The organism is Streptomyces sp. NBC_01283 (assembly GCF_041435335.1).
Lineage (GTDB): Bacteria > Actinomycetota > Actinomycetes > Streptomycetales > Streptomycetaceae > Streptomyces.
This window is the reverse complement of the sequence record NZ_CP108430.1, coordinates 6,587,583-6,613,527: the sequence shown is the minus strand read 5'-3', so window position 1 is coordinate 6,613,527 and position 25,945 is coordinate 6,587,583. Positions and strand designations below refer to the sequence as shown.

Here is a 25,945-nt window from a genome sequence, read left to right as displayed (position 1 = left end):
CACGATCTGCCATGTCCAGAGCAGGAATCGTCACTCCGAAGACCCGTTCTTATGCGCCGCATACTGCGGGTGCAGTACGTACCGCCCCGCGCTCACTCCACCCTTGGACGTACCAGGCCCGATTCGTAGGCAATGACGACGAGTTGCGCCCGGTCGCGCGCGCCCAGCTTCGCCATCGCACGGTTCACATGGGTCTTCACCGTGAGCGGGCTGACCTCGAGGCGCTCGGCGATCTCGTCGTTCGAGTGCCCGCCCGCGACCTGGACGAGGACCTCGCGCTCGCGCCCGGTGAGCGCGGCGAGCCGCTCGCCCCGCGCCCCGCCGTCACCGTCCGAACCGTCGCCCTGCGCGAGGAACTTGGCGATCAGGCCCTTCGTCGCCACCGGGGAGAGCAGGGCGTCACCGGCGGCCGCGATCCGGATCGCGCCGAGCAGCTCGTCCGGCTCCGCGCCCTTGCCGAGGAAACCGGAGGCGCCGGCGCGCAGCGACTGCACCACGTACTCGTCGACCTCGAAGGTCGTCAGCATGACCACGCGTACGTGGGCCAGGGCGGGGTCGGCGCTGATCAGACGGGTGGCGGCCAGACCGTCCGTGCCGGGCATGCGGATGTCCATCAGGACGACGTCGGCACCGCTGGTCCCGGCCAGCTCGACGGCTTCCGCGCCGTCCGACGCCTCGGCGACGACCTCCATGTCGGGCTCGGAGTCGACGAGCACCTTGAACGCGCTGCGCAGCAAGGCCTGATCGTCGGCGAGCAGCACCCGGATCGTCACGCGGTCCCTCCCTCTGCCGGGGTGACCGGCGTTGCCGTGACGGGCAGGATCGCATGGACGCGGAAGCCGCCGCCGTAGCGGGGTCCGGCGGTGCAGCGGCCGCCCACGGCACTGACGCGCTCGCGCATGCCGAGGAGTCCGTGCCCGCCGCCGTCGCTCGGCCCGCCCTGTTCCTTCTTCTCGCCGCCTCCGTCGTCCAGGATCGTGACCTCGGCGTTCGGCCCTACGCGGATGACGCTGACCTCGGCCTTGGCGCCCGCCCCCGCGTGCTTCTGCACGTTCGTGAGGGCCTCCTGGATGATGCGGTAGGCGGCCAGGTCCACTCCGGCGGGCAGGTCCGTCACGGTGTCACCGACGGCCACCTCCACGGGGAGGCCCGCGTGGCGGAACGTCTCGACGAGGTCGTCGAGGCGGGCCAGGCCCGGGGCGGGCTCGGTGGGCGCCTCGGGGTCGCCGGTCTGCCGCAACAGGCCGACGGTGGCGCGCAGTTCGTTGAGCGCGGAGCGGCTGGCGTCGCGTACGTGGGAGAGGGCTTCCTTGGCCTGGTCGGGCCGTTTGTCCATGACGTGGGCGGCCACTCCCGCCTGGACGTTGACGAGGGCGATGTGGTGGGCGACCACGTCGTGCAGATCGCGGGCGATGCGCAGCCGCTCCTCGGCGACGCGCCGCCGGGCTTCTTCTTCCCGGGTGCGTTCGGCGCGCTCGGCCCGCTCGCGTATGGCGTCCACGAAGGCGCGGCGGCTGCGGACCGCGTCGCCCGCGGCGGCGGCCATGCCGGTCCAGGCGAAGATGCCGAGGTTCTCCTGGGCGTACCAGGGCAGGGGGCCCGCCAGCATCGCGACCGCCGTGAGCCCGGTCATGGTGACCAGGCCGACGCGCCAGGTGGTGGGGCGGTTGGTGGTGGCGGCGACGGTGTAGAGCGCGATGACCGCGCTCATGACGACGCTGCCGCGGATCGTGCCGGTGACCAGGTCGACGACGGTGAAGGTGCAGGTCGCCGCGAGCACGATCCAGGGGGCGCGGCGGCGGAAGACCAGTGCGGTGGAGCCGAGCACCATCAGGACGAGGCTGAGCGCGCTGGGGGTGCGGGTGCCCCAGGTGGGGCCGCCGTCGTGGCCGTACGGCTCGGCGAAGGAGCCGATGACCATGCATACGAGGACGGCTGCCGCGAGGGCGGCGTCCACTGCCAGGGGGTGCGCCTTGGCCCAGCAACGGCCTCGCACGAGAGTGGTCACGCCTTAAACCGTACGGGGCCCTGCGGGCGGTTGGGACCGGTCTGAACAGCTCGCCCCCGCGGGGCGACGCCCGTCTCCGGGCCGAGCCTCGTCTCCGGTTGTCCTGTCCCGCCCACCCACCCGGTGCCCCGGATCTAGCCCGGGATCAGGCCGTCGTCGCTCAGCATGTCCCGGACCTCGTCCAGCGTCGCGTCCGGGGCCGGGAGGATCAGCTCCGAGGGCTCAAGGGCGTCGTCCGGGAGGGGTGTGCCGAGCTCCCGGACCTTGTCCAGCAATGCGTTCAGCGTGCGGCGGAAGCCGGACTCGTCGCCGCTCTCCATCTCTTCGAGCAACTCGTCGTCCAGCTTGTTCAGTTCGGCGAAGTGGCCGTCGGCCAGCTTCACCTGCCCCTCCCCCATGATCCGTACGATCATGTCGCCCTCCTTGGAGCCACTGCTCAGCTACTGCTTGTCGAAGCGCGGGGTGTCCTGCGGCTGCTGGGCCTGGGGCTGTCCCTGACCCGGCTCGATGGCCTGCTTGGACGTCGAGCCGCCTGCCAGCTCGGCCTTCATCCGCTGCAGTTCCAGCTCTACATCAGTACCACCGGAGAGGCGATCCAGCTCGGACTGGATGTCGTCCTTGGCGAGCCCGGAGGAGTCGTCGAGGGCTCCGGAGGCAAGGAGCTCGTCGATCGCGCCCGCCCGCGCCTGGAGCTGCGCGGTCTTGTCCTCGGCGCGCTGGATGGCCATGCCCACGTCGCCCATCTCCTCGGAGATGCCGGAGAAGGCCTCGCCGATCCGGGTCTGCGCCTGGGCGGCGGTGTACGTGGCCTTGATCGTCTCCTTCTTCGTGCGGAAGGCGTCGACCTTGGCCTGCAGACGCTGCGCCGCGAGGGTGAGCTTCTCCTCCTCGCCCTGGAGCGTCTGGTGCTGCGTCTCCAGGTCGGTCACCTGCTGCTGCAGGGCCGCACGGCGCGAGAGCGCCTCGCGGGCCAGGTCCTCACGGCCGAGGGCGAGGGCCTTGCGGCCCTGGTCCTCCAGCGTGGAGGACTGCTTCTGGAGCTGGCTCAGCTGCAGCTCCAGGCGCTTGCGCGAGGTCGCCACATCGGCGACACCGCGGCGCACCTTCTGCAGCAGCTCCAGCTGCTTCTGGTACGAATAATCGAGGGTTTCGCGCGGGTCCTCGGCCCGGTCAAGGGCCTTGTTCGCCTTCGCGCGGAAGATCATCCCCATACGCTTCATGACACCGCTCATGGGCTTCGCGCGCCCCCTTCTGACGGACTTCCAGCTCCAGGTACTGCAACAGAACCCACAGTACGGGCCCTGCATCCATTACCGCACTGTTCGCGTGCGGATGCGCTCATCCCCAAGGACGACTGTGTCCGGCCGGGCTCAGGCGTAGGGAGTAGGTGCACCCCCGGGAACCGCCCGAAAACCGCTTGTAAACCACACGGAACGTCCCCTTAGCCACACAATCAAGACGCCCGGTGTTGCCGGATCGTTCCCCGTCGGGCTGGGGCCCACACGTCCGCACCCCGTACCCTTGGGTTTTGTGTTCCGTAGCCGATCCAAGGACGAGAAGGCCCCGGCGAGCAACGCCCCGGTGACCGACTCCCAGCAGCCCCGTGACCCGCAGGCCCCGAAGGGCCGCCCCACGCCCAAGCGCAGTGAGGCCCAGACCCAGCGCCGCAGCGTGGCCAACACGCCTGTGACGCGCAAGGAGGCGGCGAAGCGGCAGCGCAACGAACGCCGCGTCCAGATGGACAAGCAGCGCCAGGCTCTCGCCAGCGGTGACGAGCGCTATCTGCCCGCCCGCGACAAGGGTCCCGTGCGCAAGTTCGCGCGTGACTTCGTCGACTCGCGGTTCTGCATCGCCGAGTTCTTCCTGCCGCTGGCCGTGATCATCCTCGTGCTGAGCATGGTCCGGATCCCGCAGCTGCAGAACATCGCGCTGCTGCTCTGGCTCTTCGTGATCGTCCTGATCATCGTGGACTCGGTGACGACGGCGGTCCGCCTGAAGAAGCGCCTGAACGAGCGCTTCCCGAGCGAGAGCAAGAAGGGCGCTGTCGCCTACGCCCTGATGCGTACGCTCCAGATGCGCCGTCTGCGACTGCCGAAGCCCCAGGTCAAGCGTGGGGAACGGCCCTGAGCGGATTCGCCGGCGGGGCCGCGGCCTGGCTGGAGAAGCTGGGCGGCCTGCGTAACGCCGTACGCCAGGAGCTGGTGACCCGGCAGCTCGACGAGCAGATAGCCGGGCGCTTCCCCGTGGGACAGCGCCTTCGGGTGCTCGACGTGGGCATGGGCCAGGGCACACAGGCGCTGCGGCTGGCCCGCGCCGGGCACAAGGTGACGGGCGTCGAGCAGGACGCGGCGATGGTGGCCGCGGCGCGGTCCGCGCTCGCCGCCGAGCCCGAGGGGATCCAGGGCCGGGTGCGCATCGTCGAGGGGGACGGGCGCGAGACCGGGGTGCATTTCCTGCCGGGGAGCTTCGACGTCGTGCTGTGCCACGGCGTCCTGATGTACGTCGACGAGCCGGACGCCCTGCTGGCGGGCCTCGCCCGGATGCTGGCCCACGGCGGGCTGCTCTCCCTCCTCGTGCGGAACGCGGACGCGCTGGCCATGCGGCCGGGGCTGGCCGGGGACTGGGCGGGGGCGATGGCTGCCTTCGACACCACCTCGTACCGCAACCGGCTGGGGCTTGAGGCGCGGGCGGACCGGCTCGAAGCGGTGACCGCCTCCCTCGCGGGGATCGCCGCGCCGTTGCACGCCTGGTACGGGGTGCGGGTCTTCACCGACGGGGCGCCGGACGGTGCGGCCGTGCCGGACGAGGCGGAGTTGGGGGCGCTGCTTGCCGCCGAGGAGCGGGCGGGGCGGACGGATCCCTATCGGCGGGTCGCCGCGTTGCTGCATGTCTGCGGCGTGCGGGACTGAATTGTGCCTGCGGCGTGCGGGACTGGTTGAACCGCCGCTTCTGCCTGCGGCGTGGGGGCTGATTGAACCGCCGCTTCGCGGCGGAGGTTTCCCGCCCACCCACCCGATTACCCCGCGGCGGACTGGGTGGGTAGGGGCCGATTGCCCTGTGGCGGACCGAGTGGGCAAGGGCCGATTTCCCCGCGGCAGGTTGGTTGGGCAAGGGCCGGTTGCCCCCTGGCCGATCGGGTGAGTGGGGGACGATTGCCCCGGCATTGGCCGGGAGTGGCCGCCACCCCTGATCGGCCCCCTAATTCAGGGCGGCATACCAGGGGCAAAGCGACACTCGGGGCATGAATGCCTTGCGTATCCGTGCCGCCGTCACCGTGACCGTCTCCCTTGCCGCCGCGCTCATCGTCGCGGGGTGTTCCAGCCCCGGGTCCGGGGACTCCGGTGAGTCCACCACCCAGGCCGCGCCCATGGCCGCGGGCGATCTGCAGGACGACTACCAGCAGGTGATCGAGAACGTCCTGCCGTCGGTCGTCCAGATCGACGCCTCCGACAGCCTCGGCTCCGGCGTCGTCTACGACGACGAGGGCCACATCGTCACCAACGCCCATGTCGTGGGCAAGGAACGGACCTTCAAGGTCACGACGGCCACCGGCGAGCAGGCGCTCACCGCGAAGCTCGTCACCTCCTACCCCGAGCAGGACCTCGCCGTCATCAAGCTCGACAACCCGCCGGGCAAGCTCAAGCCCGCGAAGTTCGGGGACTCCACGAAGGCGAAGGTCGGGCAGATCGTGCTCGCCATGGGTTCGCCGCTCGGCCTGTCGTCCAGCGTCACGCAGGGCATCGTCTCCGCCACCGGCAGGACCGTCAGCGAGCCCCGCACGGAGGGCGCGGCCGGAGCCACCATCGCCAACATGGTCCAGACGTCCGCAGCGATCAACCCGGGCAACAGCGGCGGCGCCCTGGTCAATCTCGACAGCGAGGTCATCGGCATCCCGACGCTCGCCGCCACCGACCCGCAGATGGGCGACAGCGCGGCGCCCGGCATCGGGTTCGCGATCCCGTCCTCGATGGTGAAGACCGTCGCCGACCAGATCATCAAGGACGGCAAGGTCACCGACTCGGGCCGGGCCGCCCTCGGCATCACGGGACGCACGGTCCTGGGCAACGACTACAAGCCCGCGGGAGTCGCCGTCGCCGAGGCGCAGAAGGACGGTGCAGCGGCGAAGGCGGGCATCGAGGCCGGCGACATCATCACCAAGCTGGGAGACACCCCGATCACCACGATCACGTCGCTCTCCGAGGCGCTCGCCGGGGAGAAGCCGGGCGATAAGGCGCAGGTGACGTACACCAGGGACGGCTCCGACAAGACCGCCGACGTCACGCTGGGCGAGATGTAGCGCGAGGGGCCGGAACGCGCGAGGGGGCGCCCGCTTCAAGCGGGCGCCCCCTCGCGTTCAGCCGTCACTCAGCCTGCGCCGCTTCCTCCGCGTGCAGGCTCATCGGCCCATAGATCTTGTTCGCGTCCTCGAAGAGCGACACCTGGTCGGCGCCGCCTTCCGCGAGCTCTTTCCAGAACTCGCCGACCCACGACTCCGCGTCCCCCTGAGTCGTGAACTCCTCGGGCGTCAGAGCGGGCTGGACCTCCGTCCCGTCCGCCTTCTCGAACCGCCACGTCCATGCCGCCATGCCAGCCTCCCGATGGTCCGACAGCTGTGTGAAGCCCTTGGAAGCCTAGCCGGGCGAGCGGCGCTCGCGGTGACGCGGGAGGATCTTCCTGTGGAACTGACTCTGCTCGGCACCGGCGCCCCCGAAGGCCTGCCCCGTCCCGGCTGCCCCTGCGCGGCCTGCGCGACCGCACTCGGCGGCGCCGCGCGGGCCGCCACCGCGCTTCTGGTGGACGGCGTCTTGCTGCTCGACCTCACCCCTGGTGCCGCCTTCGCGGCCGCCCGCTCCGGGCACTCGCTCGGCGGTGTGCGCCAGGTGCTGCTCTCCCATCCGCACGACGGCCCCTCGGTGGAGGTACCGGCCGGGCTGCCGCAGCCGGGCCGGGTACCCGACGGGCGGGAGCTCGCGCTGCTCACCGGGCACCGGGTGCGCGCGGTGGCGATGGACCACCCCGGCACGGGGTACGAGGTGGCGGGCCCCGACGGGGAGCGGCTGCTGTATCTGCCGCCGGGGGGTGCGCCCGCCGGGCTGCCGGACGAGCAGCCCGCGTACGAGATGGTGCTCGCCGATGTCGTCGGGCGCCCCGACGCGCTCGCGCGGCTGCGGGCCACGGGGGCGATCGGCCCGACCACGGACGTCGTCGCCGTCCATCTGGGGCATGAGGTGCCGCCGGGCGCGGAGCTGGCCCGCAGGCTGGCCGCCGCCGGTGCGCGGGCCGTGCCGGACGGGACGACGCTGGTGGTCGGCGCCTACGAGGACGTACCGGACGTGCCGCGCCGCACCCTCGTCGTGGGCGGCGCCCGGTCCGGGAAGTCGGTGGAGGCGGAGCGCCGCCTGGAGGCGTTCCCCGAGGTGCTGTACGTGGCCACGGGCGGGACCAGGAACGGCGACTCGGAGTGGGCGGACCGGGTGAGCGCCCACCGCGAGCGGCGGCCCGGGTCGTGGAGCACCGCCGAGACCTGCGACCTCGTGCCGCTGCTCACCGAGAACGGGCCTCCCCTGCTCATCGACTGCCTCTCGCTGTGGCTGACGTACGCCATGGACGAGGTGAACGCGTGGGACGACGACGAATGGGCGGGCGGTGGCGAGCGGGCGCTGCGCAAGCGGGTCGCGGAGCTCACGGACGCGGTGCGCGCGACCCGGCGCACGGTCGTCGCCGTGTCGAACGAGGTCGGCTCCGGCATCGTCCCCGCGACCGCTTCGGGCCGCCGCTACCGCGATGAACTGGGCCGCCTGAACGCGGCGTTCGCGGCGGAGTGCGAGCACGTCCTGATGGTCGTGGCGGGCCAGGCGCTCACCCTGCGCGGCTGACCGGTGCGGCGCTGACCCGGTGCGGCTCCCGGCGCGCCGGACCCGGCCGGTCAGGCGTCCGGGTTCCGGCGGGCGATGACGCGGTAGGCGTTGGAGAAGCGGGTGCGGCTGACCAGCGGGGCCAGCGCCCGGTCGGCCAGGGCGGCGGCGGCCAGGAGCGGGACCGCGAGGCGGGCCGCGGCACGGATGCGGCCGAGGCCGACGGCGAGGCGCGCGGTGAGGTCGAACGGGACGTGCGGCTCGCGCCGGTCGGTGGCCACGACGGTGTAGCCGAGGCTCTCCAGCTCGCGCCGGAGGTCGGCGAGCGGGATGCGGTGGTAGGGCCCGGGCCTGATCCACCCCAGGTCGAGGACCCTGGCGTACCGGCTCTGCGGGACGGGGACCTCGATCATCAGATGGCCGCCGGGCCGCAGCACCGTGCGGGCGGCGATGAGTTCGATGCGCGGGTCGGCGCTGCGCTCCAGGTAATGGAACATGCTCAGCGCGTCGTAGCGCCCCGCGAGCTTCGGTGCCAGGTCGGCGAGCAGCCCGCGGTGGGCCTCCTCCACACGGCCGGCCCGGCGGCCGTCCTCCACGCGCGCGGTCAGGTCGAGGCCGTCGAAGGCGGTGTAGGGGTGCACCTCCCGCGCGACGGCGGGGAAGTGCCCGTGCCCGGTGTCGATGTCCAGCCAGCTCTCGGGCTCGATGAACCGGCCCATCGCGCGGGCCCGTGCCTGGTGGCGGCGGGTGGAGCCGGTGACGGCGAAGATCTTCTCGGCCTGTACTGCGGTGGCCTGTGCGGCGTCCATGGGCGTGGCAGGCTCCTCTGTCGGGCGGTGCGAACGGTGCGCATGCGAGTAGCACGAACCCACCCCGAACGGTACGTAAAGGATCATCGGCACCGGCGCAACGACACCGTGCGGGCGCCGCGTTCCGTGGTCGCGACCGCGCGGGGATGTCCGCTGCCGGGCCGTTCGAGCCGGGCCCGGGCCCTGCCGGTACTGTTCGGCGAATGAGCTCGCTGAATCTCGACGACTTCACCGACCTGATCGAGCGGCCCGACGGCGGGATCCGCCGCGACGCCGAGGAGCGCAGGGAGCGGCAGGGCGTGCCGCCCGGGGCGCTCGGCCGCCTGGACGAACTGGGCGAGTGGCTGTCCGCGGCCCAGTCGTCGGTGCCGGTCAAGCCGATCGAGCGACCGCGCGTGATCCTCTTCGCCGGTGACCACGGCGTGGCCCGCCTCGACGTCTCCGCGCGGCCCGCGGGCAGTGCGGCCGAACTCGTCCGCGCCGTGCTCTCCGGCGCGAGCCCCGTGTCCGTCCTCGCGCGCCGTCTCGACGTGCCCGTCCGGGTCGTCGACATGGCCCTGGACTGCGACCCGGCCGAGCTGCCCGCGGAGGTGGCGGGGCACCGGGTGCGTCGCGGTTCGGGGCGCGTCGACATCGAGGACGCTCTGACGGCCGAGGAGGCCGAGGCCGCGGTGCGGGCGGGGATGGCCGTCGCCGACGAGGAGGCGGACTCCGGGACCGACCTGGTCGTGCTCGGCGATGTGAGCGTGGGCGGCACGACTCCCGCGGCGACGCTGGTCGCCGCGCTGTGCGGGACCGACGCGTCCGTGGTGACCGGGCGGGGCGGCGCGCCGATCGACGACCTCGCGTGGATGCGCAAGTGCGCGGCGGTCCGGGACTCGCTGCGGCGGGCGCGGCCCGTCCTCGGCGATCAGCTGGAGCTGCTCGCGGCGGTGGGCGGTGCGGACATCGCCGCCATGACCGGGTTCCTCCTGCAGTGCGCGGTGCGGCGTACGCCGGTCGTCCTGGACGGTGTGGTGGCGTCGGCCGCGGCACTGGTGGCCCAGCGGGTCGCCTTCCGGGCGCCGGACTGGTGGCTGGCGGGGCACAGCAGCGGGGAGCCCGCGCAGGCCAAGGCCCTTGACCGGATGGCGCTCGACCCCGTGCTCGAACAGGGCGTACAGGTCGGGGAGGGCGTGGGGGCGCTGCTCGCGCTGCCGCTGGTGCGGGCGGCCGCGGCGCTCTCCGCGGAGCTGCCCGAGCGGGAGCCGGAGCCCGAGCCGGAGGCCGAGCCGGACCCCGAGCCCAGGACCGGGACCGAGCCCAAGAAGACCGGGACCGGGGTCCCGGCCAGGGCCGGGGATCCCGAAGCGGAGTAGGCGGCGCGTCCGCGCGCAGCCGATTACGGCCCGGCATGGCCCATATGATCCCTTTTCATGGGAGATGAACAATCTGCTGCCGGGCGCCGTCGGCGTCTCGCCGCGGCCTTCAGCGTCTGGTACCTCCGCGCCGTCACCTTCATCAACTTCCTGAGCGCGGTCTGGGTCTCCCTGGGGCAGGATCTGCGGCGGCACAACACCGAGAACTACTTCACGCCCTACCTGCTCACCGCGGGCTTCGCGTCCGGTGCGTTCACGATGTTCCTCGCGATCACGATGCGCCGCCGCAAACGCGCCGCCTGGATTCTCAACCTCGTGCTCAGCGGGCTCTTCCTGCTCCTCTTCGCGTTCGCGATGATCTTCCCGGAGATCCGCGGGTACGCGCAGAACTGGATCTCCCTCGCCCTGACCGCCGCCTTCGTCGCCTCGCTGGTAGTCGGGCGGCGGGAGTTCTACGCCAAGGGCGACCGCTCCAACCCGAAGCTGGCCGCGGCCGTCGCCGTCGGCGGGCTGCTCGTGACCTCGCTGATCGCCGCGCTCCTGGTCACCGTCACCAACCGCGCGCACGACGACTACCGTTCGACCTTCCTCGACCGCTGGCGCTACGGCACGATGCGCCTGGTGTCCCTGGCCGCCGACGACCGGCGGTTCGAGGGCATCACCACGCCCGGCTGGGTCAACGTCAGCATCAACGTGCTCAGCACCCTGCTCCTCCTGGCCGTCCTGTACGCCGCGTTCCGCTCGCGCCGGGCGGTCGACCCGCTCACCGAGGACGACGAGCGCAAGCTGCACGAACTGCTCGACCGGTACGGCGAACGCGACTCGCTCGGCTACTTCGCGCTGCGCCGCGAGAAGAGCGCCGTGTGGTCGCAGAGCGGCAAGGCGGCGGTCGTCTACCGGGTGGTCGGAGGCGTCTCGCTGGCCTCCGGTGACCCCATCGGCGATCCGGAGGCCTGGCCCGGCGCCATCGAACCCTGGCTCGCCGACGCCCGCGAACACGGCTGGATCCCCGCCGTGATGGGCGCGAGCGAGGAAGCGGGCACGATCTACGCCCGGCACGGCCTTGACGCCCTCGAACTGGGCGACGAAGCCATCGTCGAGACGGACGAGTTCACCCTGGAGGGCCGGGCCATGCGGACGGTCCGTCAGGCGTACAACCGGGTCAAGCGGGCCGGTTACGAGGTGCGGATCCGGCGCCACGAGGACATTCCGGCCGACGAGATGGCATACCTCATCAAGCGCGCCGACGACTGGCGGGACGGGGCCACCGAGCGGGGCTTCTCGATGGCGCTCGGGCGGCTCGGGGACCCCGCGGACGGGCGGTGCGTGATGCTCGAATGCACCGATGGGGAAGGGGAGTTGAGAGCGGTGCTCTCCTTCGTGCCGTGGGGGCCGAACGGGCTCTCGCTCGACCTGATGCGGCGCGACCGCGACTCCGAGAACGGCCTGATGGAGTTCATGGTCATCGAGCTGCTCCAGCGCGCCGCCGAGATCGACATCACTCAGGTCTCCCTCAACTTCGCGATGTTCAGGTCGGTCTTCGAACGTGGCTCCCGGCTCGGCGCGGGCCCGGTCCTGCGGCTGTGGCGCTCCCTGCTCACCTTCTTCTCGCGGTGGTGGCAGATCGAGTCGCTGTACCGCGCCAACGCGAAGTACCGCCCGATCTGGGAGCCCCGCTTCCTTCTCTTCGAGAAGAGCGGCGACCTGCCGCGCATCGGCATCGCGTCGGCCCGCGCGGAGGGCTTCCTGGAAGCGCCGGGCCTGCCAGGGGGGTCCCTCCCTGTTCGAGCGAAGCCGAGAACTTGGGGGCGGCTGCACCGCAAGCATCTGGAGTCCCGACGATGAGCACCCCGGCCCCGGCCCGCCCGGCCGTCCAGACCCGCATCGCCCGGCTGGCCCGCCGCGAGTGGGGGCCGCTGTACGCCACCGTGCGCGACGGCATCGCCGAGCGGCGGTGGCGGGCGGCACCCATGACGCTGGCCGCCGTCTGCCTCACCGCCCTCTTCCAGTTCACGCAGAACCAGTCCTGGGGCTATCAGTTCGTGCAGAACATCGGCTCCGTACGGGCCGAGGAGCCGCTCTGGCTCTCCCTGCTCCGCACCCCGCTCTCGATCTTCGTGCCCGCGCTCGACCTGCCCGTCTGGGGTGCGCTGGCGCAGATCCTCCTTGTGTTCGGCATCGCGGAGATCTGCGTCGGCTGGTGGCGCACGCTCGTCGTCGGCTACGTGGCCACCCTCGCGGGAACGCTCTACGCGCGCGTGGGCATCGAGTGGGGGCCCGGCAGCCCGCTGGGGCTTCCCGCGTCCGACGCGCAGGTCGTCGACACCGGCCCCTCCGCGGCGGTGGTCGGCCTCGCGGTCTACGTGTGCTGGCGCTACCGGGCCTGGTTCACGGCGGGGCTCGTGATCGCCGTGATGGTCGTGGAGGTGCTGGTCAAGAACAACCTCGCGGGCAAGGAGCATCTGGCGGCGATCGCGGCGGTGGTCGTGCTGTGCGCCTGCTCGGAGATGCTTCAGCGGCGTGGTGGGCGGGCCAGTTCCGGGTCGGGTTTGCCGCCGATCAGGTCCTGAAACCTGCGGCGCGGTCCCGCCCAGCGGCGGTCGTGGTGGAAGGCGCGCAGGGCCGAACGGGCGCGGGCGCGGTGCCGTTTGCGGTAGAAGCGCCTGGCCCAGGCCGACCCCGGGCGGGCGAGGCGGATGGCACCCACCATCGCGACCAGCGGGACCACCATGCCGATCACGGCCGTCTGCAGCTTGCCCTTGGCCAGCGCGACCAGGGCGAAGCAGCAGTTGACGGCGACGTTCAGGGCGAGGCCCGCGCGGTTGCCGCGTTCCTCCGGGGTCAGGTCGTTCACGCCGAACGGGGTGAAGCCGGTGAGCACGAGCACCACCAGGGCCGCGGTCAGCATCACCACCTCGACGCTCTTGCGGCCCTGTTCGCTCCAGTAGACGTCGTCGAGGTAGAGGATCAGCGCGAACTCGTCGAGCACGAGACCGGCGCCGATGCCGAAGATGACCGCCGCGAACATCGAGGCGAGGCTGTGCCGGCCCGCGGCGACCGCCCAGAATCCGCCGACGAGCATGAGGAAGATGCCCGGTACGACGTGGTGGATGTGGACGTCACCCGAGCTGATGTTCCGGAAGGGGCCCCTGCCCGCGCGGATGAGCCGCGTGATGGTGCGGGTGACGAGGAACGAGCCCACGAAGGAGAGCAGGGCGAGGAGCAGCGGGAGCTTTCCCGGCTCCACGATGTTCCGGTACCACCAGTCGGCCATGGGGCCATCCTGCGGGGCGGTGCCGCGTTCCGCAGGTGGAGAAAAGGCAGCGGGGTAACCTTCCGCGGTGCCCCGAACCTCCCCCGCCGACGGCCTGCGCTTCGCCTTCGGCACCCTCACCGCGCTCCCGGTCCGCGTCACCAAGTGGGACCGTGAGGCGGCCCGCGCCGGGATGCTCTGCGCCCCGGCGGCCGGTCTCGTCGTCGGGCTCTGCTCGGCCGCGCTCGGCGGTGCGCTCATGGCCCTGGGAGCGGGCCCCCTCCTGGCGGCCGTGGCGACCGCCGCCGTTCCCGCGGCGCTGACCCGAGGCCTCCACCTCGACGGCCTCGCGGACACCGCCGACGGCCTCGGCAGCGCCAGGCCCGCCGAGGACGCGCTGCGCATCATGAAGCAGTCCGACGTCGGCCCCTTCGGCGTGATCACGCTGCTCTTCGCCCTGCTCGCCCAAGTGGCCGTCCTCTTCCAGCTGTACGAGGCCTCATGGACCCGGGGCGCGCTCGCCGCGGCCGTCTCGGCGGCCGCGGCCCGCCTCGCCCTCACCCTGGCCGCCCGCCGCGGTGTCCCCCCGGCCCGTCCGGAGGGGCTCGGGGCGGCGGTTGCAGGAACGGTTCCGCACGGCGCGGCCCTGCTCGCCGTGGGGCTCGTCACCGCGCTGGCCGCGCTCGCCGCCGTGCCCTTCGGGCCGCACGGGAGCGTGCGGTACGCGGCTGCCGTCGTCCTCGCCCTCTGCGCCGCCGAGCTGCTCCTGCGGCACTGCGTGCGCCGCTTCGGCGGCGTCACCGGCGATGTCTTCGGCGCTCTGGCCGAGACCGCGGCCACGACGGCCCTGGTCGTCCTCGCCTTCGGCTGATTCGCGGATGCTTCGGCTGAAACATAAATGTGCCGACACGAACGGATGAATCTGCGCCGACACGATCGAATGGGCGCGACGCGCGTAGGCTCATGTCCGGTGCCTTTCCGGCCCGTTCTAGGCTGGCGCCGGGCGGGCCGACCCACCCCATCGGCCAAGGAACTCAACGGAAGCGAGAATTCACCACCGTGACTGCTCTGACTCTCAGCACCGCCGCCGCGTCCGGCCTCCGTGCCGACGCGATCGTCATCGGCGTGGCGAAGGGCGGCAAGGGCCCGGTCGTCGCCGCCGGCGCCGAAGCCGTGGACAAGGCGTACGACGGCAAGCTCGCGTCCGTCCTGGAGACCCTCGGTGCCTCGGGCGCCGAGGGTGAGGTGACCAAGCTGCCCGCGCCGTCCGGCTTCAAGGCGCCGGTCGTCCTCGCCGTCGGCCTCGGCACGGTGCCGGAGAAGGACGAGACGTACGGCACCGACGCCCTGCGCCGCGCCGCCGGTACCGCCGCGCGCGCCCTGTCCGGCTCGAAGAAGGCCGCGTTCGCGCTGCCCGCCGAGGACGCCGAGGACACCGGTGCGATCGCCGAGGGCGCGCTGCTCGGCGCGTACTCCTTCGACGCCTACAAGGAGAATGGTTCCGCCAAGGGCAAGAACGGCAAGGACGCCAAGGGCCCCCTCGCCGAGATCGCCCTCCTCGGCGGCAAGCCCCGCGACAAGGCGTACAAGACCGCCGTCGAGCGCGCCATCGCCGTGTCCGAGGAGCTCAACCGCGCCCGCGACCTGATCAACACCCCGCCGAACGACCTGAACCCCGAGGCCTTCGCCGCGGTCGCCTCCGCGGCCGGCAAGGAGCACGGCATCAAGGTCCAGGTCCTGGACGAGAAGGCGCTCACCAAGGGCGGCTACGGCGGCATCCTCGGCGTCGGTGTCGGCTCGGAGGCCCCGCCGCGCCTGGTGAAGCTCTCGTACACGTCGTCCAAGGCGAAGAAGCACCTCGCCTTCGTCGGCAAGGGCATCACGTACGACTCGGGCGGCATCTCGCTGAAGCCCGCCGGTCACAACGAGACCATGAAGTGCGACATGGCCGGTGCCGCCGCCGTCTTCGCGGCCGTCGTCTCCGCCGCGCGCCTGGGCCTCGAGGTGAACGTCACCGGCTGGCTGGCGCTCGCCGAGAACATGCCGTCCGGCTCCGCGACCCGCCCCGGCGACGTCCTGCGGATGTACAGCGGCAAGACCGTCGAGGTCCTGAACACGGATGCCGAGGGCCGCCTGGTCCTGGCCGACGCGATCGCCAAGGCGTCCGAGGACGCCCCCGACGCGATCGTCGACGTGGCCACGCTGACCGGCGCCATGATGATGGCGCTCGGCAGCCGCACCTTCGGCATCATGGCCAACGACGACGCGTTCCGCGCCGCGATCCACGACGCTTCCGAGGAGGCGGGCGAGCCCTCCTGGCCGATGCCGCTTCCCGAGCACCTGAGGAAGGGCATGGACTCCCCCACCGCCGACATCGCCAACATGGGCGAGCGCATGGGCGGCGGTCTGGTGGCCGGTCTCTTCCTCCAGGAGTTCGTCGGCGAGGGCATCACCTGGGCGCACCTGGACATCGCGGGTCCGGCCTACAACGAGGGCGGCGCGTTCGGCTACACCCCCAAGGGCGGCACCGGCACCGCGGTCCGCACCCTGGTCCGCCTCGCCGAGCGGACGGCCGCGGGCGACCTCGGCTGACCGGTTGATCCTTCGTACGCAGGCCGGGGCCCGGACGTCCAGATGTCCGGGCCCCGGGCTGCGTCTGTCCGATTTCGCCCTCAACGAAATCCGTACGTTCCTACGCCTGGGTACGCCCCGACGTGGCGAATCAGACGTCTCACAGCCCGGCCCGCCGTCCCACCTCCCGCCGACAAGTGCGAAGATGGGTTCTCGGCAGGACAGGGCCCCCACCACAGGGCCGAAACAAGAGCGGCCGAATACCAGCCGACCGACCGGTCGTCCCCCGGGAAGAGCGGTCCGGCGTACGGCGCACATGCATGGAGGACGTGACGTGGCGAACGACGCCAGCACCGTTTTCGACCTAGTGATCCTCGGCGGCGGTAGCGGCGGTTACGCCGCGGCACTGCGCGCGTCGCAGCTGGGCCTGGACGTCGCCCTGATCGAGAAGGGCAAGGTCGGCGGTACCTGCCTGCACAACGGCTGCATCCCCACGAAGGCGTTGCTGCACGCCGGTGAGATCGCCGACCAGGCTCGCGAAGCCGATCAGTTCGGCGTGAAGGCCACCTTCGAGGGCATCGACATGGCGGCCGTCCACAAGTACAAGGACGACGTGATCTCCGGGCTCTACAAGGGCCTGCAGGGACTCATCGCCTCGCGCAAGGTGACGTACATCGAGGGCGAGGGCAAGCTTTCCTCCCCGACCTCCGTGGACGTGAACGGCCAGCGCGTCCAGGGTCGCCACGTGCTGCTCGCGACCGGCTCCGTGCCGAAGTCGCTGCCGGGCCTGGAGATCGACGGCAACCGCATCATCTCCTCGGACCACGCCCTGACCCTGGACCGCGTGCCGAAGTCCGCGATCATCCTGGGCGGCGGCGTCATCGGCGTCGAGTTCGCCTCGGCGTGGAAGTCCTTCGGGTCCGAGGTCACCGTCGTCGAGGGCCTCAAGCACCTCGTGCCGGTCGAGGACGAGAACTCCTCGAAGCTTCTTGAGCGCGCGTTCCGCAAGCGCGGCATCAAGTTCAACCTCGGCACCTTCTTCGAGAAGGCCGAGTACACGCAGGACGGCGTCCGCGTGACCCTCGCCGACGGCAAGACGTTCGACGCCGAGGTGCTGCTCGTCGCCATCGGCCGCGGCCCGGTCTCCCAGGGCCTCGGCTACGAGGAGCAGGGCGTCGCCATGGACCGTGGCTACGTCCTCGTCGACGAGTACATGCAGACCAACGTCCCGACCGTCTCGGCCGTGGGCGACCTGGTGCCGACCCTCCAGCTCGCGCACGTCGGCTTCGCCGAGGGCATCCTGGTGGCGGAGCGCCTGGCCGGTCTCAAGACCGTCCCGATCGACTACGACGGCGTGCCGAAGGTGACGTACTGCCACCCCGAGGTCGCCTCCGTGGGCATCACCGAGGCCAAGGCCAAGGAGATCTACGGCGCGGACAAGGTCGTCGCCCTCAAGTACAGCCTGGCGGGCAACGGCAAGAGCAAGATCCTCAAGACCGCGGGCGAGATCAAGCTCGTCCAGGTCAAGGACGGTGCCGTGGTCGGCGTCCACATGGTCGGCGACCGCATGGGCGAGCAGGTCGGCGAAGCCCAGCTGATCTACAACTGGGAAGCGCTGCCGGCCGAGGTCGCCCAGCTCATCCACGCCCACCCGACGCAGAACGAGGCGATGGGCGAGGCTCACCTGGCCCTCGCGGGCAAGCCTCTCCACTCCCACGACTGACCTTCAGTTTCGGGCGCGACGACCTAGACTTCCCGCAATTTCGTAAGGAGCAACTGAAACCATGGCGGTTTCCGTATCCCTTCCGGCGCTCGGCGAGAGCGTCACCGAGGGCACTGTCACCCGTTGGCTGAAGGCCGAGGGCGAGCGCGTCGAGGCCGACGAGCCGCTGCTCGAGGTCTCGACCGACAAGGTCGACACCGAGATCCCCTCCCCTGCCGCCGGCATCCTGGCCTCCATCAAGGTCGCCGAGGACGAGACCGTCGAGGTCGGCGCCGAGCTGGCCGTCATCGACGACGGCAGCGGCGCCCCCGCGGCCGAGTCCGCCCCGGCCGCCGAGCCCGCGCAGGCCGAGGCTCCGGCCCCGGCCGCCGAGGCCCCCGCGGCTCCGGCTCCCGCCGCCGAGGCCCCGGCCGCTCCGGCCGCCCCGGCCGGTGGCGCCTCCGGCACCGACGTCACGCTGCCCGCACTGGGCGAGTCGGTCACCGAGGGCACCGTCACCCGTTGGCTGAAGGAGGTCGGCGAGGAGGTCGCGGAGGACGAGCCCCTGCTCGAGGTCTCCACGGACAAGGTCGACACCGAGATCCCCTCCCCGGTCGCGGGCGTGCTGCTCGAGATCGTCGTGGGCGAGGACGAGACCGCTGAGGTCGGCGCCAAGCTCGCCGTCGTCGGCGCTCCCGGCGCGGCTCCGGCCGCCGCCGCTCCGGCTGCCCCGGCCGCTCCGGCCGCCGAGAAGCCGGCTCCGGCCGCCCCCGCCGCGCCGGCCCCCGCACCGGCCGCCCCGGCCGCGCCCGCCGCTGCCGCTCCGGCTCCGGCCCAGCCCGCGGCTCCGGCCGCTCCGGCTCCCGCCGCGCCCGCCCCGGCGCAGCCCGCCGCCCCGGCCCCGTCGGCGCCTGCCGCGCCTGCCGCTCCGGCCTCCCCGGCCGACGACGGCGCGTACGTCACGCCGCTGGTGCGCAAGCTCGCCAACGAGCACGGCGTGAGCCTGTCGGACGTCAAGGGCACCGGCGTCGGTGGCCGCATCCGCAAGCAGGACGTCATCGCGGCCGCCGAGGCCAAGAAGTCCGCCCCGGCTCCGGCTGCCGCCGGTTCTGCCGCCGCTCCGGCCGCTTCGAAGGCCCCGGCCCTGGAGGCCTCTCCCCTCCGCGGCCAGACGGTCAAGATGACCCGCATGCGCAAGGTCATCGGCGACAACATGATGAAGGCGCTGCACTCGCAGGCCCAGCTCACCTCGGTCGTCGAGGTCGACATCACGAAGCTGATGAAGCTGCGCGCCAAGGCGAAGGACGCGTTCGCGGCCCGTGAGGGCGTCAAGCTCTCCCCGATGCCGTTCTTCGTCAAGGCCGCCGCCCAGGCGCTGAAGGCCCACCCGGTCGTCAACGCCCGGATCAACGACGACGAAGGCACCATCACGTACTTCGACTCGGAGAACATCGGCATCGCCGTTGACGCCGAGAAGGGTCTGATGACGCCGGTCATCAAGGGTGCGGGCGACCTGAACATCGCCGGTATCTCCAAGAAGACCGCCGAGCTGGCCGGCAAGGCCCGTGGCGGTGGCCTCACCCCGGACGACATGTCCGGTGCCACCTTCACGGTCTCCAACACCGGTTCGCGCGGTGCCCTGTTCGACACGGTCATCGTGCCGCCGAACCAGGCCGCGATCCTGGGCATCGGTGCCACGGTGAAGCGTCCGGTCGTCATCAACCACCCCGACCTCGGCGAGACCATCGCCGTGCGGGACATGACGTACCTCTCGCTCTCCTACGACCACCGTCTGGTGGACGGCGCGGACGCCGCCCGCTACCTGACCACGGTCAAGGCCATCCTTGAGGCCGGCGAGTTCGAGGTCGAGCTCGGCCTGTAGTTCTACGGCCCCAGGGCTGTAAGACTCGTCTCATCAGGGCGTACGCCCCCGTTCGGAGGTTTCCGAACGGGGGCGTCGCCGTATTGTCTAGGGGTCACAACGCCCTGGGGGCGTGCCCCCGCCGGAGGAGCCCACATGACCGCGCCCGTCGTTCACTCGCTGCGCGAACAGATCCGCGAGCACATCGTGGAGGGGATCGTCAGCGGGCGCTGGCAGCCGGGCGAGCGGATCGTGGAGCGGCGCATCGCCGTCGAGCTCGAGGTCTCGCAGACCCCCGTGCGCGAGGCACTGCGTGAGCTGGAGACGCTGCGGCTCATCGAGTCGGCGCCCAACAAGGGCGTGCGCGTACGGAACTTGACCGCGGCGGACCTGGAGGAGAGCTACCCCGTCCGAGCGGGCCTTGAGGCCATCGCCGCCGAGCTCGCGGCGGAGAGCCTGGCCGTGGACTGCTCGGCCCTGGAGCCCCATGTCGAAGCCCTGTACGAGGCGGACCGGGCCGCCGACGGCACCTCGCAGGTGCGGCACACGGTCGGTTTCCACCGGGAGTTGGTGCGGGCCGCGCACAACTCCGTGCTGCTGCACACCTGGGAGGGCCTCGGCATCGAGGTCTTCACCGCGCTTTCGATCCGATGGCTCGGGACGGTGCAGCAGTCGTACGCGGAGGAGCACGAGGCACTGGTCTCGGCGTTCCGGCGGCGTGATCCGGCCATCGCCGAGCTGGTGAAGGCGCACGTCCTGGGCTGCGCGCCGCGCGCCTGACGTGATTCGGGGGGCCTCCACGGGCTCCTGCGCTCATCCGTGACCGGCCCGCTCATACGTGCCCTCACCTGCACCGATCCTTTAAATCGAAGGCACCGCGTGCCCGGATTAATGGCACCGGATGCCTACTTTCTTGATCTGAAGGAGTTTTCGCCTTCAACCCTTTGATCGATCATCGATCACGGAGTTACAGTCTTCGACGGGCTCTCACCAGGGCCTCACGCCCTGTCCTGCCAAAGACCTAGGGCACCCCCACCCCTTACCGAACAGGGGACCCCCTCCGACTCAGGAAGGCGGCGACATGACCGACCCCTCCGCAATCCAGCCGAGCGAGCTCGACCAGCTCCCGGACCGCGACCCCGAGGAGACCGCCGAATGGCAGGCCTCCCTGGACGCCGTTACCCAGGCGGCCGGGCCGCACCGAGCCGCATACCTGATGCGGCGCACGCTGGAGCGCGCCGAGGGCGCGGGCCTGGCGCTGCCCAAGCTCCTTGAGACCGACTACGTCAACACCATCCCCACCTCCGCCGAGCCGGCGATCGAGGGCGACGAGGCGATGGAGCAGCGGATCGCCGCGTGGAACCGCTGGAACGCGGCCGCGATGGTGACCCGGGGCAGCAAGCACGGCGTCGGCGGCCACATCGCCACCTTCGCCTCGGCCGCCTGGCTGTACGAGACGGGCTTCAACCACTTCTTCAAGGGCAAGGAGGGGGACGGTTCCGGCGACCAGCTGTACATCCAGGGCCACGCCTCCCCCGGCATCTACGCCCGCGCGTTCCTCGACGGCCGTCTGAACGAGACGCACCTCGACAACTTCCGCCAGGAGTCGGGCGGCAACGGCCTCCCCTCCTACCCGCACCCGCGCCGTCTGCCCTGGCTGTGGGAGTTCCCGACCGTCTCGATGGGCCTCGGCCCGCTGTCGGCGATCTACCAGGCGCGGTTCAACCGCTACCTCACCAACCGCAACATCAAGGACGTCTCCCCGTCGCACGTGTGGGCGTTCCTCGGTGACGGCGAGATGGACGAGCCCGAGTCGACGGCAGCCCTCGCGCTGGCCGCCCGTGAGGGTCTCGACAACCTCACGTACGTCATCAACTGCAACCTGCAGCGCCTCGACGGCCCGGTCCGCGCCAACTTCCGCGTGGTGCAGGAACTGGAGGCCCAGTTCCGCGGCGCCGGCTGGAACGTCATCAAGGTCCTGTGGGGCAACGCCTGGGACGAGCTGTTCCAGCTCGACACGAACGGCGCCCTGGTCCGCCGCCTCCGCGAGGTGCCGGACGCACAGTTCCAGACGTACGCGACGCGCGACGCCGCCTACATCCGCGAGCACTTCTTCGGCTCCGAGCCCGCGCTCGTCGAGCTGGGCAAGCTGCTGAGCGACGACAAGATCAGCGAGTGCTTCCACCTCTCGCGCGGCGGCCACGAGGCCCGCAAGGTCTACGCGGCCTACCGTGCGGCGCTCACCCACAAGGGTGCGCCGACCGTGATCCTCGCGCAGACGGTCAAGGGCTTCACGCTGGGCAAGGGCTTCGAGTCCAAGAACGCCAACCACCAGATGAAGAAGCTCACGGTGGACGAGTTCAAGGACATGCGTGACCTCCTTGAGCTGCCCATCTCGGACAGCGACTTCGTCGACGGCCAGGTGCCCTACGGCCACCCGGGCGCCGACTCCCCCGAGGTCCGCTACCTCCAGGAGCGCCGTGCCGCGCTCGGCGGTCCGGCCCCGGCCCGCCGCACGCAGCCGCTCGCGCCGCTGCCCGCCCCGGCCGACAAGTCGTTCGCCTCGTTCGACAAGGGCTCCGGCTCGCAGTCGATCGCGACGACCATGGCGTTCGTACGTCTCGTCAAGGACCTGATCCGCGACAAGGAGACCGGCAAGCGCTGGGTGCCGATCGTCCCCGACGAGGCGCGCACCTTCGGCATGGAGTCGCTCTTCCCGTCCCTCGGCATCTACTCGCCCAAGGGCCAGACGTACGAGCCGGTCGACCGCGACCAGCTCATGTACTACCGCGAGGCGAAGGACGGCCAGATCCTCAACGAGGGGATCACCGAGGCCGGTTCGATGGCGGACTTCATCGCCGCGTCGTCGTCGTACGCGACGCACGGCGAAGCCATGATCCCGTTCTACATCTTCTACTCGATGTTCGGCTGGCAGCGGACCGCCGACCAGATGTGGCAGCTCGGCGACCAGCTCGGCCGCGGCTTCCTCGTCGGCGCCACCGCCGGTCGTACGACGCTGACGGGTGAGGGTCTGCAGCACGCGGACGGTCACTCGCCGGTGATCGCCGCGACGAACCCCGCCGCCATGTCGTACGACCCCGCGTTCGCCTACGAGGTCGCGGCGATCGTCAAGGACGGTCTGCGCCGGATGTACGGCGAGGCCGCCCCCGGTGAGGACCAGAACGTCTTCTACTACCTCACCGTCTACAACGAGCCGATGCCGCAGCCCGCGAAGCCCGCGGGTGTCGACGAGGGCATCATCAAGGGCCTGTACCGCTTCAACACGGCCGAGACGGCGGGGCTCTCCCCCGCCGCCAACGCCTCGCGCATCCAGCTCATCGGTTCGGGTACGGCCATCCACTGGACCCTTGCCGCGCAGAAGATGCTCGCCGAGGAGTGGGGTGTGGCCGCCGACGTGTGGTCCGCGACCTCCTGGACCGAGCTGCGCCGCGACGCCCTGGAGGCGGACGAGGCGATCCTGCGCGGCGAGGAGCGGATCCCGTACGTGCGCACGGCGCTGGAAGGCGCGCAGGGGCCCGTCCTTGCCGTCTCCGACTACATGCGCCAGGTGCCGGACCAGATCGCGCAGTGGGTCGAGCAGGACTACTCGTCGCTCGGTGCGGACGGCTTCGGCATCTCGGACACGCGTGACGCGGCCCGTCGCCACTTCGGCATCGACGCCGAGTCGATCGTCGTGGCCTCGCTCGCGCAGCTCGCCCGTCGTGGTGAGGTGCCCGCTTCCGCGGTGAAGGAAGCGCGGGCCAAGTACGGTCTGTAGCCGTTTTCTGTAGCCGTTCGTGGCCTTCGGCCTGATGCGGGTCCCTGCCCCTCTGGGGGCGGGGACCCGCTTTCGGCTGTTCGGGGGTTATTCGTAGCGGCTGGCCATCTGCGCTGCCGCCTCCGCGAATCGTTCCCTCAGGGCCGTCGGTTCCAGTACCTCCACCTCCGGTCCCAGTGACAAGAGCTGGGTGTACGCGACCGTCTCGTTCTCCACCGGCAGGGTCAGCGTCACCCAGCCCTCGTCGTCCGGGGTGCTCGCCTTCTCCAGTGCCTCGCGCACGGAGACGGAATCGGTGGCGTACGGAAGCTGTCGTACCCCCGCCTCCGAGAGCCGGAGCACGACCTCGGAGCGCAGGATCGCCCGCGCGAACTGCGCCGCCCGCTCGTCCCAGAAGCCCGGCAGATCGAAATCCTCGTCGCGTACGAAGCGGTCCTCTTCGGCGGCGATCGCGGTGAACCGGTCGATGCGGTACACGCGGAACGACCCCGAGTCGGGCACCCGCGCGCACAGATACCAGACCCCGGCCTTGAGCACGAGGCCGTAGGGCTCCAACTCCCGTTCCACCTCGGTGTGCTGGCGGCGGTAGCGGGCGGTGACGCGCCGGTCGTCCCACACGGCGTCCGCCAGCGGGGGCAGCAGCTCGGGGGCCGGTGTCTCCTGGAACCAGCCCGGCGCGTCCAGGTGGAACCGCTGCGAGGCGTTCTGCGAGGCGTCCCGCAGCGAGGGCATCAGCGCCGCCGACACCTTCAGCCGGGCCGCCGATGCCGCGTCGTCGAGGCCCATCTCCCGCAGCGCGCCCGGCACTCCGGAGAGGAACAGGGCCTCGGCCTCGCTGCGGCCGAGGCCGGTGAGCCGGGTGCGGTAGCCGCCGATGAGGCGGTAGCCGCCGGCCCGCCCCCGGTCCGCGTACACCGGAACGCCCGCCTCCGAAAGGGCCTGGGCGTCCCGCGTGATGGTCCGCTCGGACACTTCGAGCTCACCCGCGAGCTCGGCGGCGGTCATGGAGGGGCGGGCCTGGAGCAGAAGCACCATCTTGATGAGGCGTGCAGCGCGCATGCCCCCATGATGCCGTCAGCCGCCGGGGAGGAGGCGGGAGGTGACTAGCGGTACCCCGTGACGTCCGCGGTCTTGCCCGTCTGTTCGACCTCCGCGATGTAGCGCCAGGCGTCCGGCGCCGAACCGTCCACGTCCGTGAAGCCGTACTCGGGGGCCAGGCCGCCACTGGAGAGCGACTTGCCGTTCCAGCGGGCCACTTCGGGGTCCGAGGCGAGCGCGACCAGGGCCCGGCCGACGAAGGCCGGGGTCTCGGAGATCGCGAAGTGCGGGTCCTGCTCGCAGCCGTCCCGCCAGTTCTCCTCGGTCACGCTGAACGCCGTGTCGAGCATGAACTCGGAGCGCAGCCAGCCGGGGGTCAGACAGAGCGCCGTGCAGCCGTACTCCTTGAGCTCCTCGGCCAGGCCACGCGCCATCCGCAGCGGGGCCGACTTGGCAAGGTCGTAGTAGAAGGGCTTGCGGTAGTTGGGACCGTTGTACTCCTCGGTGCCGTCGGTGACCTCGACGACCAGGCCTCCGGGGTTCTTGATGAGCAGCGGCAGCGCGTACCGGCTGGTGACGATGTGGGTCTCGATGCCGAGGCGCATCAGGCGCAGTCCCTTGTCGAGGTCGTGCTCCCACATCCTCTTGTCCCACTCGACGTGGATGTCGCCGCCCCAGATGTCGTTGACCAGGATGTCCAGGCGGCCCTGCTCCCGGTCGATCCGCTCGACGAGCGCCTCGACCTGCCCGGGCTCCAGATGATCGGTGGGCACGGCGGTCCCGGTGCCGGGTCCGCCCGCCTCCCGGCCCGCGGCGGTGATCAGCTCCGCCGTCTCCTCGATGGTCTCCGTGCTGCGGCCGACCTCGCTGGTGTGCTCACGGGTCGTACGGCCCGTGGCGTACACGGTGGCTCCGGCGCGGCCGAGCTCCACGGCCATGGCCCGGCCCGCGCCGCGGGTGGCACCGGCGACGAGGGCGACCTTCCCGGCCAGCGGGTGCGAAAGTGCGCGCGTGCTGTCAGTACTGTCCATGTCTTCGAGGCTGCCACCCAATGGCGACACCTGCTGTCGGGTTTTCCATGGGCATGTGCACGCATAACGAGACAGCCGCATCCGCCGCACTCCACGTGCGTACCCACCCCCCAGGACCGATGCTTGTCCCGTGATGGACGAGACGGAGTTCTGGGAGATCGTGGACCGCACCCGCGTGGCCGCCGAGGGCGACCCCGAGGACCACGCGGACCTGCTCACCGAGAAGCTGCTGGAGCTCGAGCCGGACATGGTGCTCGACTTCGCCCGTCACTTCGAGGCGCGCTACAACCGTGCGTACCGCTGGGATCTGTGGGGAGCTTCCTGGATCCTCCTCGGCGGCGCCAGTGACGACGCCTTCGACTACTTCCGCTGCTGGCTGATCGGCCAGGGCCGTGAGGTCTTCGAGGGAGCCCTGCACGACCCGGACTCGCTCGCGGATCTCCTCGACGACTTCGACGAGGACATCGACGGTGACGGCGAAGAGCTCGGCTACGCGGCGGACGAGGCGTACGAGCAGCTCACCGGCGTGGTCACCCCCGACCTCGGTATCGCCCCGGCCCCCGGGGAGCCCCTGGGCACCCCCCTCGACTTCGAGGACGAGACCACGATGGCCCAGCGCTACCCGAAGCTGTGGGAACGTTTCGGCGAGATCGACTGAGCCTTCGACGACTGGGCCGTCAC

General features: G+C 71.3%; 23 protein-coding genes. 14 read left to right on the top strand and 9 right to left on the bottom strand.

The features are described 5' to 3' along the window. Positions 1-92 precede the first annotated feature (92 nt). From OG302_RS29925 to OG302_RS29910, 4 genes are all read right to left on the bottom strand, one after another. The gene (locus OG302_RS29925) at positions 93-773 is read right to left on the bottom strand and encodes a response regulator (RefSeq protein WP_371529615.1); all 681 of its coding nucleotides are present in this window, start codon (positions 771-773) and stop codon (positions 93-95) included. Beyond that, a complete protein-coding gene (locus tag OG302_RS29920) occupies positions 770-2,008 on the bottom strand; it encodes a sensor histidine kinase (protein ID WP_371529614.1) in 1,239 nt (412 codons plus the stop codon). The genes OG302_RS29925 and OG302_RS29920 overlap by 4 nt, the downstream gene beginning before the upstream one ends. A gap of 134 nt (positions 2,009-2,142) precedes the next feature. Further along, entirely contained in the window at positions 2,143-2,421 is a 279-nt protein-coding gene (locus tag OG302_RS29915; RefSeq protein WP_371529613.1) for a hypothetical protein, read from the bottom strand. Between the two features lie 27 nt (positions 2,422-2,448). Continuing rightward, positions 2,449-3,240, bottom strand: a complete 792-nt coding sequence (locus tag OG302_RS29910; protein WP_351159509.1) for a PspA/IM30 family protein — start codon at positions 3,238-3,240, stop codon at positions 2,449-2,451. 220 nt (positions 3,241-3,460) lie between these two features. Here OG302_RS29910 and OG302_RS29905 point away from each other — a divergent pair, with 220 nt between their 5' ends. The 3 genes from OG302_RS29905 to OG302_RS29895 all read left to right on the top strand — a co-directional run bounded on the left by OG302_RS29905 (position 3,461) and on the right by OG302_RS29895 (position 6,305). Continuing rightward, positions 3,461-4,135, top strand: a complete 675-nt coding sequence (locus OG302_RS29905; protein WP_361828473.1) for a DUF3043 domain-containing protein — start codon at positions 3,461-3,463, stop codon at positions 4,133-4,135. A gap of 74 nt (positions 4,136-4,209) precedes the next feature. Further along, complete coding sequence (locus OG302_RS29900) at positions 4,210-4,917, top strand: class I SAM-dependent methyltransferase (protein WP_371529612.1); 708 nt, start codon at positions 4,210-4,212, stop codon at positions 4,915-4,917. Positions 4,918-5,249: 332 nt separating this feature from the next. Then, positions 5,250-6,305: a S1C family serine protease gene (locus OG302_RS29895; protein WP_371529611.1), complete on the top strand. Its 1,056-nt coding sequence runs from the start codon at positions 5,250-5,252 to the stop codon at positions 6,303-6,305. 64 nt (positions 6,306-6,369) lie between these two features. Here OG302_RS29895 and OG302_RS29890 read toward each other — a convergent pair whose 3' ends face one another. After that, positions 6,370-6,594, bottom strand: a complete 225-nt coding sequence (locus tag OG302_RS29890; RefSeq protein ID WP_361827065.1) for a hypothetical protein — start codon at positions 6,592-6,594, stop codon at positions 6,370-6,372. Between the two features lie 90 nt (positions 6,595-6,684). Here OG302_RS29890 and OG302_RS29885 point away from each other — a divergent pair, with 90 nt between their 5' ends. After that, positions 6,685-7,884 carry a bifunctional adenosylcobinamide kinase/adenosylcobinamide-phosphate guanylyltransferase gene (locus OG302_RS29885; protein WP_371529610.1) on the top strand — a complete coding sequence of 400 codons (1,200 nt, stop codon included), beginning with the start codon at positions 6,685-6,687 and terminating at the stop codon, positions 7,882-7,884. A 50-nt stretch (positions 7,885-7,934) separates the two neighbouring features. On the opposite strand, the gene OG302_RS29880 is transcribed toward OG302_RS29885, so the two are convergent. After that, positions 7,935-8,672, bottom strand: a complete 738-nt coding sequence (locus OG302_RS29880) for a class I SAM-dependent methyltransferase (protein WP_371529609.1) — start codon at positions 8,670-8,672, stop codon at positions 7,935-7,937. Positions 8,673-8,875: 203 nt separating this feature from the next. Between OG302_RS29880 and cobT the strand changes: the two genes are divergently transcribed. From cobT to OG302_RS29865, 3 genes are read left to right on the top strand one after another with little or no spacing between them, the layout of a single operon-like run. Next, on the top strand, positions 8,876-10,030 hold the full coding sequence (gene cobT / locus OG302_RS29875) for a nicotinate-nucleotide--dimethylbenzimidazole phosphoribosyltransferase (protein ID WP_371529608.1): 1,155 nt from the start codon (positions 8,876-8,878) through the stop codon (positions 10,028-10,030). Between the two features lie 57 nt (positions 10,031-10,087). After that, positions 10,088-11,875 (top strand): phosphatidylglycerol lysyltransferase domain-containing protein, encoded by a 1,788-nt coding sequence (locus OG302_RS29870; RefSeq protein WP_371529607.1) that lies wholly within the window; start codon positions 10,088-10,090, stop codon positions 11,873-11,875. Continuing rightward, the gene (locus OG302_RS29865; RefSeq protein ID WP_371529606.1) at positions 11,872-12,600 is read left to right on the top strand and encodes a hypothetical protein; all 729 of its coding nucleotides are present in this window, start codon (positions 11,872-11,874) and stop codon (positions 12,598-12,600) included. The genes OG302_RS29870 and OG302_RS29865 overlap by 4 nt, the downstream gene beginning before the upstream one ends. Here OG302_RS29865 and OG302_RS29860 read toward each other — a convergent pair. After that, positions 12,543-13,304, bottom strand: a complete 762-nt coding sequence (locus OG302_RS29860) for a hypothetical protein (RefSeq protein ID WP_371529605.1) — start codon at positions 13,302-13,304, stop codon at positions 12,543-12,545. The two genes, OG302_RS29865 and OG302_RS29860, sit on opposite strands and share 58 nt — an antisense overlap. 67 nt (positions 13,305-13,371) lie before the next feature. Here OG302_RS29860 and OG302_RS29855 point away from each other — a divergent pair, with 67 nt between their 5' ends. The 6 genes from OG302_RS29855 (at position 13,372) to aceE (ending at position 23,195) form a co-directional block, all read left to right on the top strand. Continuing rightward, a complete protein-coding gene (locus OG302_RS29855) occupies positions 13,372-14,154 on the top strand; it encodes an adenosylcobinamide-GDP ribazoletransferase (protein ID WP_371529604.1) in 783 nt (260 codons plus the stop codon). Between the two features lie 188 nt (positions 14,155-14,342). Continuing rightward, entirely contained in the window at positions 14,343-15,875 is a 1,533-nt protein-coding gene (locus OG302_RS29850; protein WP_371529603.1) for a leucyl aminopeptidase, read from the top strand. Between the two features lie 313 nt (positions 15,876-16,188). Continuing rightward, on the top strand, positions 16,189-17,577 hold the full coding sequence (gene lpdA / locus OG302_RS29845; RefSeq protein ID WP_371529602.1) for a dihydrolipoyl dehydrogenase: 1,389 nt from the start codon (positions 16,189-16,191) through the stop codon (positions 17,575-17,577). Positions 17,578-17,638: 61 nt separating this feature from the next. Next, positions 17,639-19,438, top strand: coding sequence for a 2-oxoglutarate dehydrogenase, E2 component, dihydrolipoamide succinyltransferase (sucB, locus tag OG302_RS29840; RefSeq protein ID WP_371529601.1), 1,800 nt, complete (start codon positions 17,639-17,641; stop codon positions 19,436-19,438). A 135-nt stretch (positions 19,439-19,573) separates the two neighbouring features. After that, positions 19,574-20,197 carry a GntR family transcriptional regulator gene (locus OG302_RS29835; RefSeq protein WP_371529600.1) on the top strand — a complete coding sequence of 208 codons (624 nt, stop codon included), beginning with the start codon at positions 19,574-19,576 and terminating at the stop codon, positions 20,195-20,197. Between the two features lie 301 nt (positions 20,198-20,498). Further along, positions 20,499-23,195 carry a pyruvate dehydrogenase (acetyl-transferring), homodimeric type gene (aceE, locus tag OG302_RS29830; RefSeq protein ID WP_371529599.1) on the top strand — a complete coding sequence of 899 codons (2,697 nt, stop codon included), beginning with the start codon at positions 20,499-20,501 and terminating at the stop codon, positions 23,193-23,195. An 87-nt stretch (positions 23,196-23,282) separates the two neighbouring features. Here aceE and OG302_RS29825 read toward each other — a convergent pair whose 3' ends face one another. Together OG302_RS29825 and OG302_RS29820 are read right to left on the bottom strand one after the other, a co-directional pair. Next, a complete protein-coding gene (locus OG302_RS29825) occupies positions 23,283-24,254 on the bottom strand; it encodes a helix-turn-helix transcriptional regulator (protein WP_371529598.1) in 972 nt (323 codons plus the stop codon). Positions 24,255-24,298: 44 nt separating this feature from the next. After that, a complete protein-coding gene (locus OG302_RS29820) occupies positions 24,299-25,264 on the bottom strand; it encodes an SDR family oxidoreductase (RefSeq protein WP_371529597.1) in 966 nt (321 codons plus the stop codon). A 133-nt stretch (positions 25,265-25,397) separates the two neighbouring features. Between OG302_RS29820 and OG302_RS29815 the strand changes: the two genes are divergently transcribed. Continuing rightward, positions 25,398-25,922, top strand: a complete 525-nt coding sequence (locus OG302_RS29815) for a DUF4240 domain-containing protein (protein ID WP_371750276.1) — start codon at positions 25,398-25,400, stop codon at positions 25,920-25,922. Positions 25,923-25,945 lie beyond the last annotated feature (23 nt).

Coding starts and splice junctions, on each gene's coding strand:
- OG302_RS29915 (WP_371529613.1), bottom strand. CDS start 2,421: ATGATCGTACGGATCATGGGGGAGGGGCAGGTGAAGCTGGCCGACGGC.
- OG302_RS29880 (WP_371529609.1), bottom strand. CDS start 8,672: ATGGACGCCGCACAGGCCACCGCAGTACAGGCCGAGAAGATCTTCGCC.
- OG302_RS29815 (WP_371750276.1), top strand. CDS start 25,398: ATGGACGAGACGGAGTTCTGGGAGATCGTGGACCGCACCCGCGTGGCC.
- OG302_RS29865 (WP_371529606.1), top strand. CDS start 11,872: ATGAGCACCCCGGCCCCGGCCCGCCCGGCCGTCCAGACCCGCATCGCC.
- OG302_RS29860 (WP_371529605.1), bottom strand. CDS start 13,304: ATGGCCGACTGGTGGTACCGGAACATCGTGGAGCCGGGAAAGCTCCCG.
- aceE (WP_371529599.1), top strand. CDS start 20,499: ATGACCGACCCCTCCGCAATCCAGCCGAGCGAGCTCGACCAGCTCCCG.
- OG302_RS29825 (WP_371529598.1), bottom strand. CDS start 24,254: ATGCGCGCTGCACGCCTCATCAAGATGGTGCTTCTGCTCCAGGCCCGC.
- OG302_RS29870 (WP_371529607.1), top strand. CDS start 10,088: ATGGGAGATGAACAATCTGCTGCCGGGCGCCGTCGGCGTCTCGCCGCG.
- OG302_RS29835 (WP_371529600.1), top strand. CDS start 19,574: ATGACCGCGCCCGTCGTTCACTCGCTGCGCGAACAGATCCGCGAGCAC.
- OG302_RS29895 (WP_371529611.1), top strand. CDS start 5,250: ATGAATGCCTTGCGTATCCGTGCCGCCGTCACCGTGACCGTCTCCCTT.
- sucB (WP_371529601.1), top strand. CDS start 17,639: ATGGCGGTTTCCGTATCCCTTCCGGCGCTCGGCGAGAGCGTCACCGAG.
- OG302_RS29910 (WP_351159509.1), bottom strand. CDS start 3,240: ATGAGCGGTGTCATGAAGCGTATGGGGATGATCTTCCGCGCGAAGGCG.
- cobT (WP_371529608.1), top strand. CDS start 8,876: ATGAGCTCGCTGAATCTCGACGACTTCACCGACCTGATCGAGCGGCCC.
- OG302_RS29890 (WP_361827065.1), bottom strand. CDS start 6,594: ATGGCGGCATGGACGTGGCGGTTCGAGAAGGCGGACGGGACGGAGGTC.
- OG302_RS29820 (WP_371529597.1), bottom strand. CDS start 25,264: ATGGACAGTACTGACAGCACGCGCGCACTTTCGCACCCGCTGGCCGGG.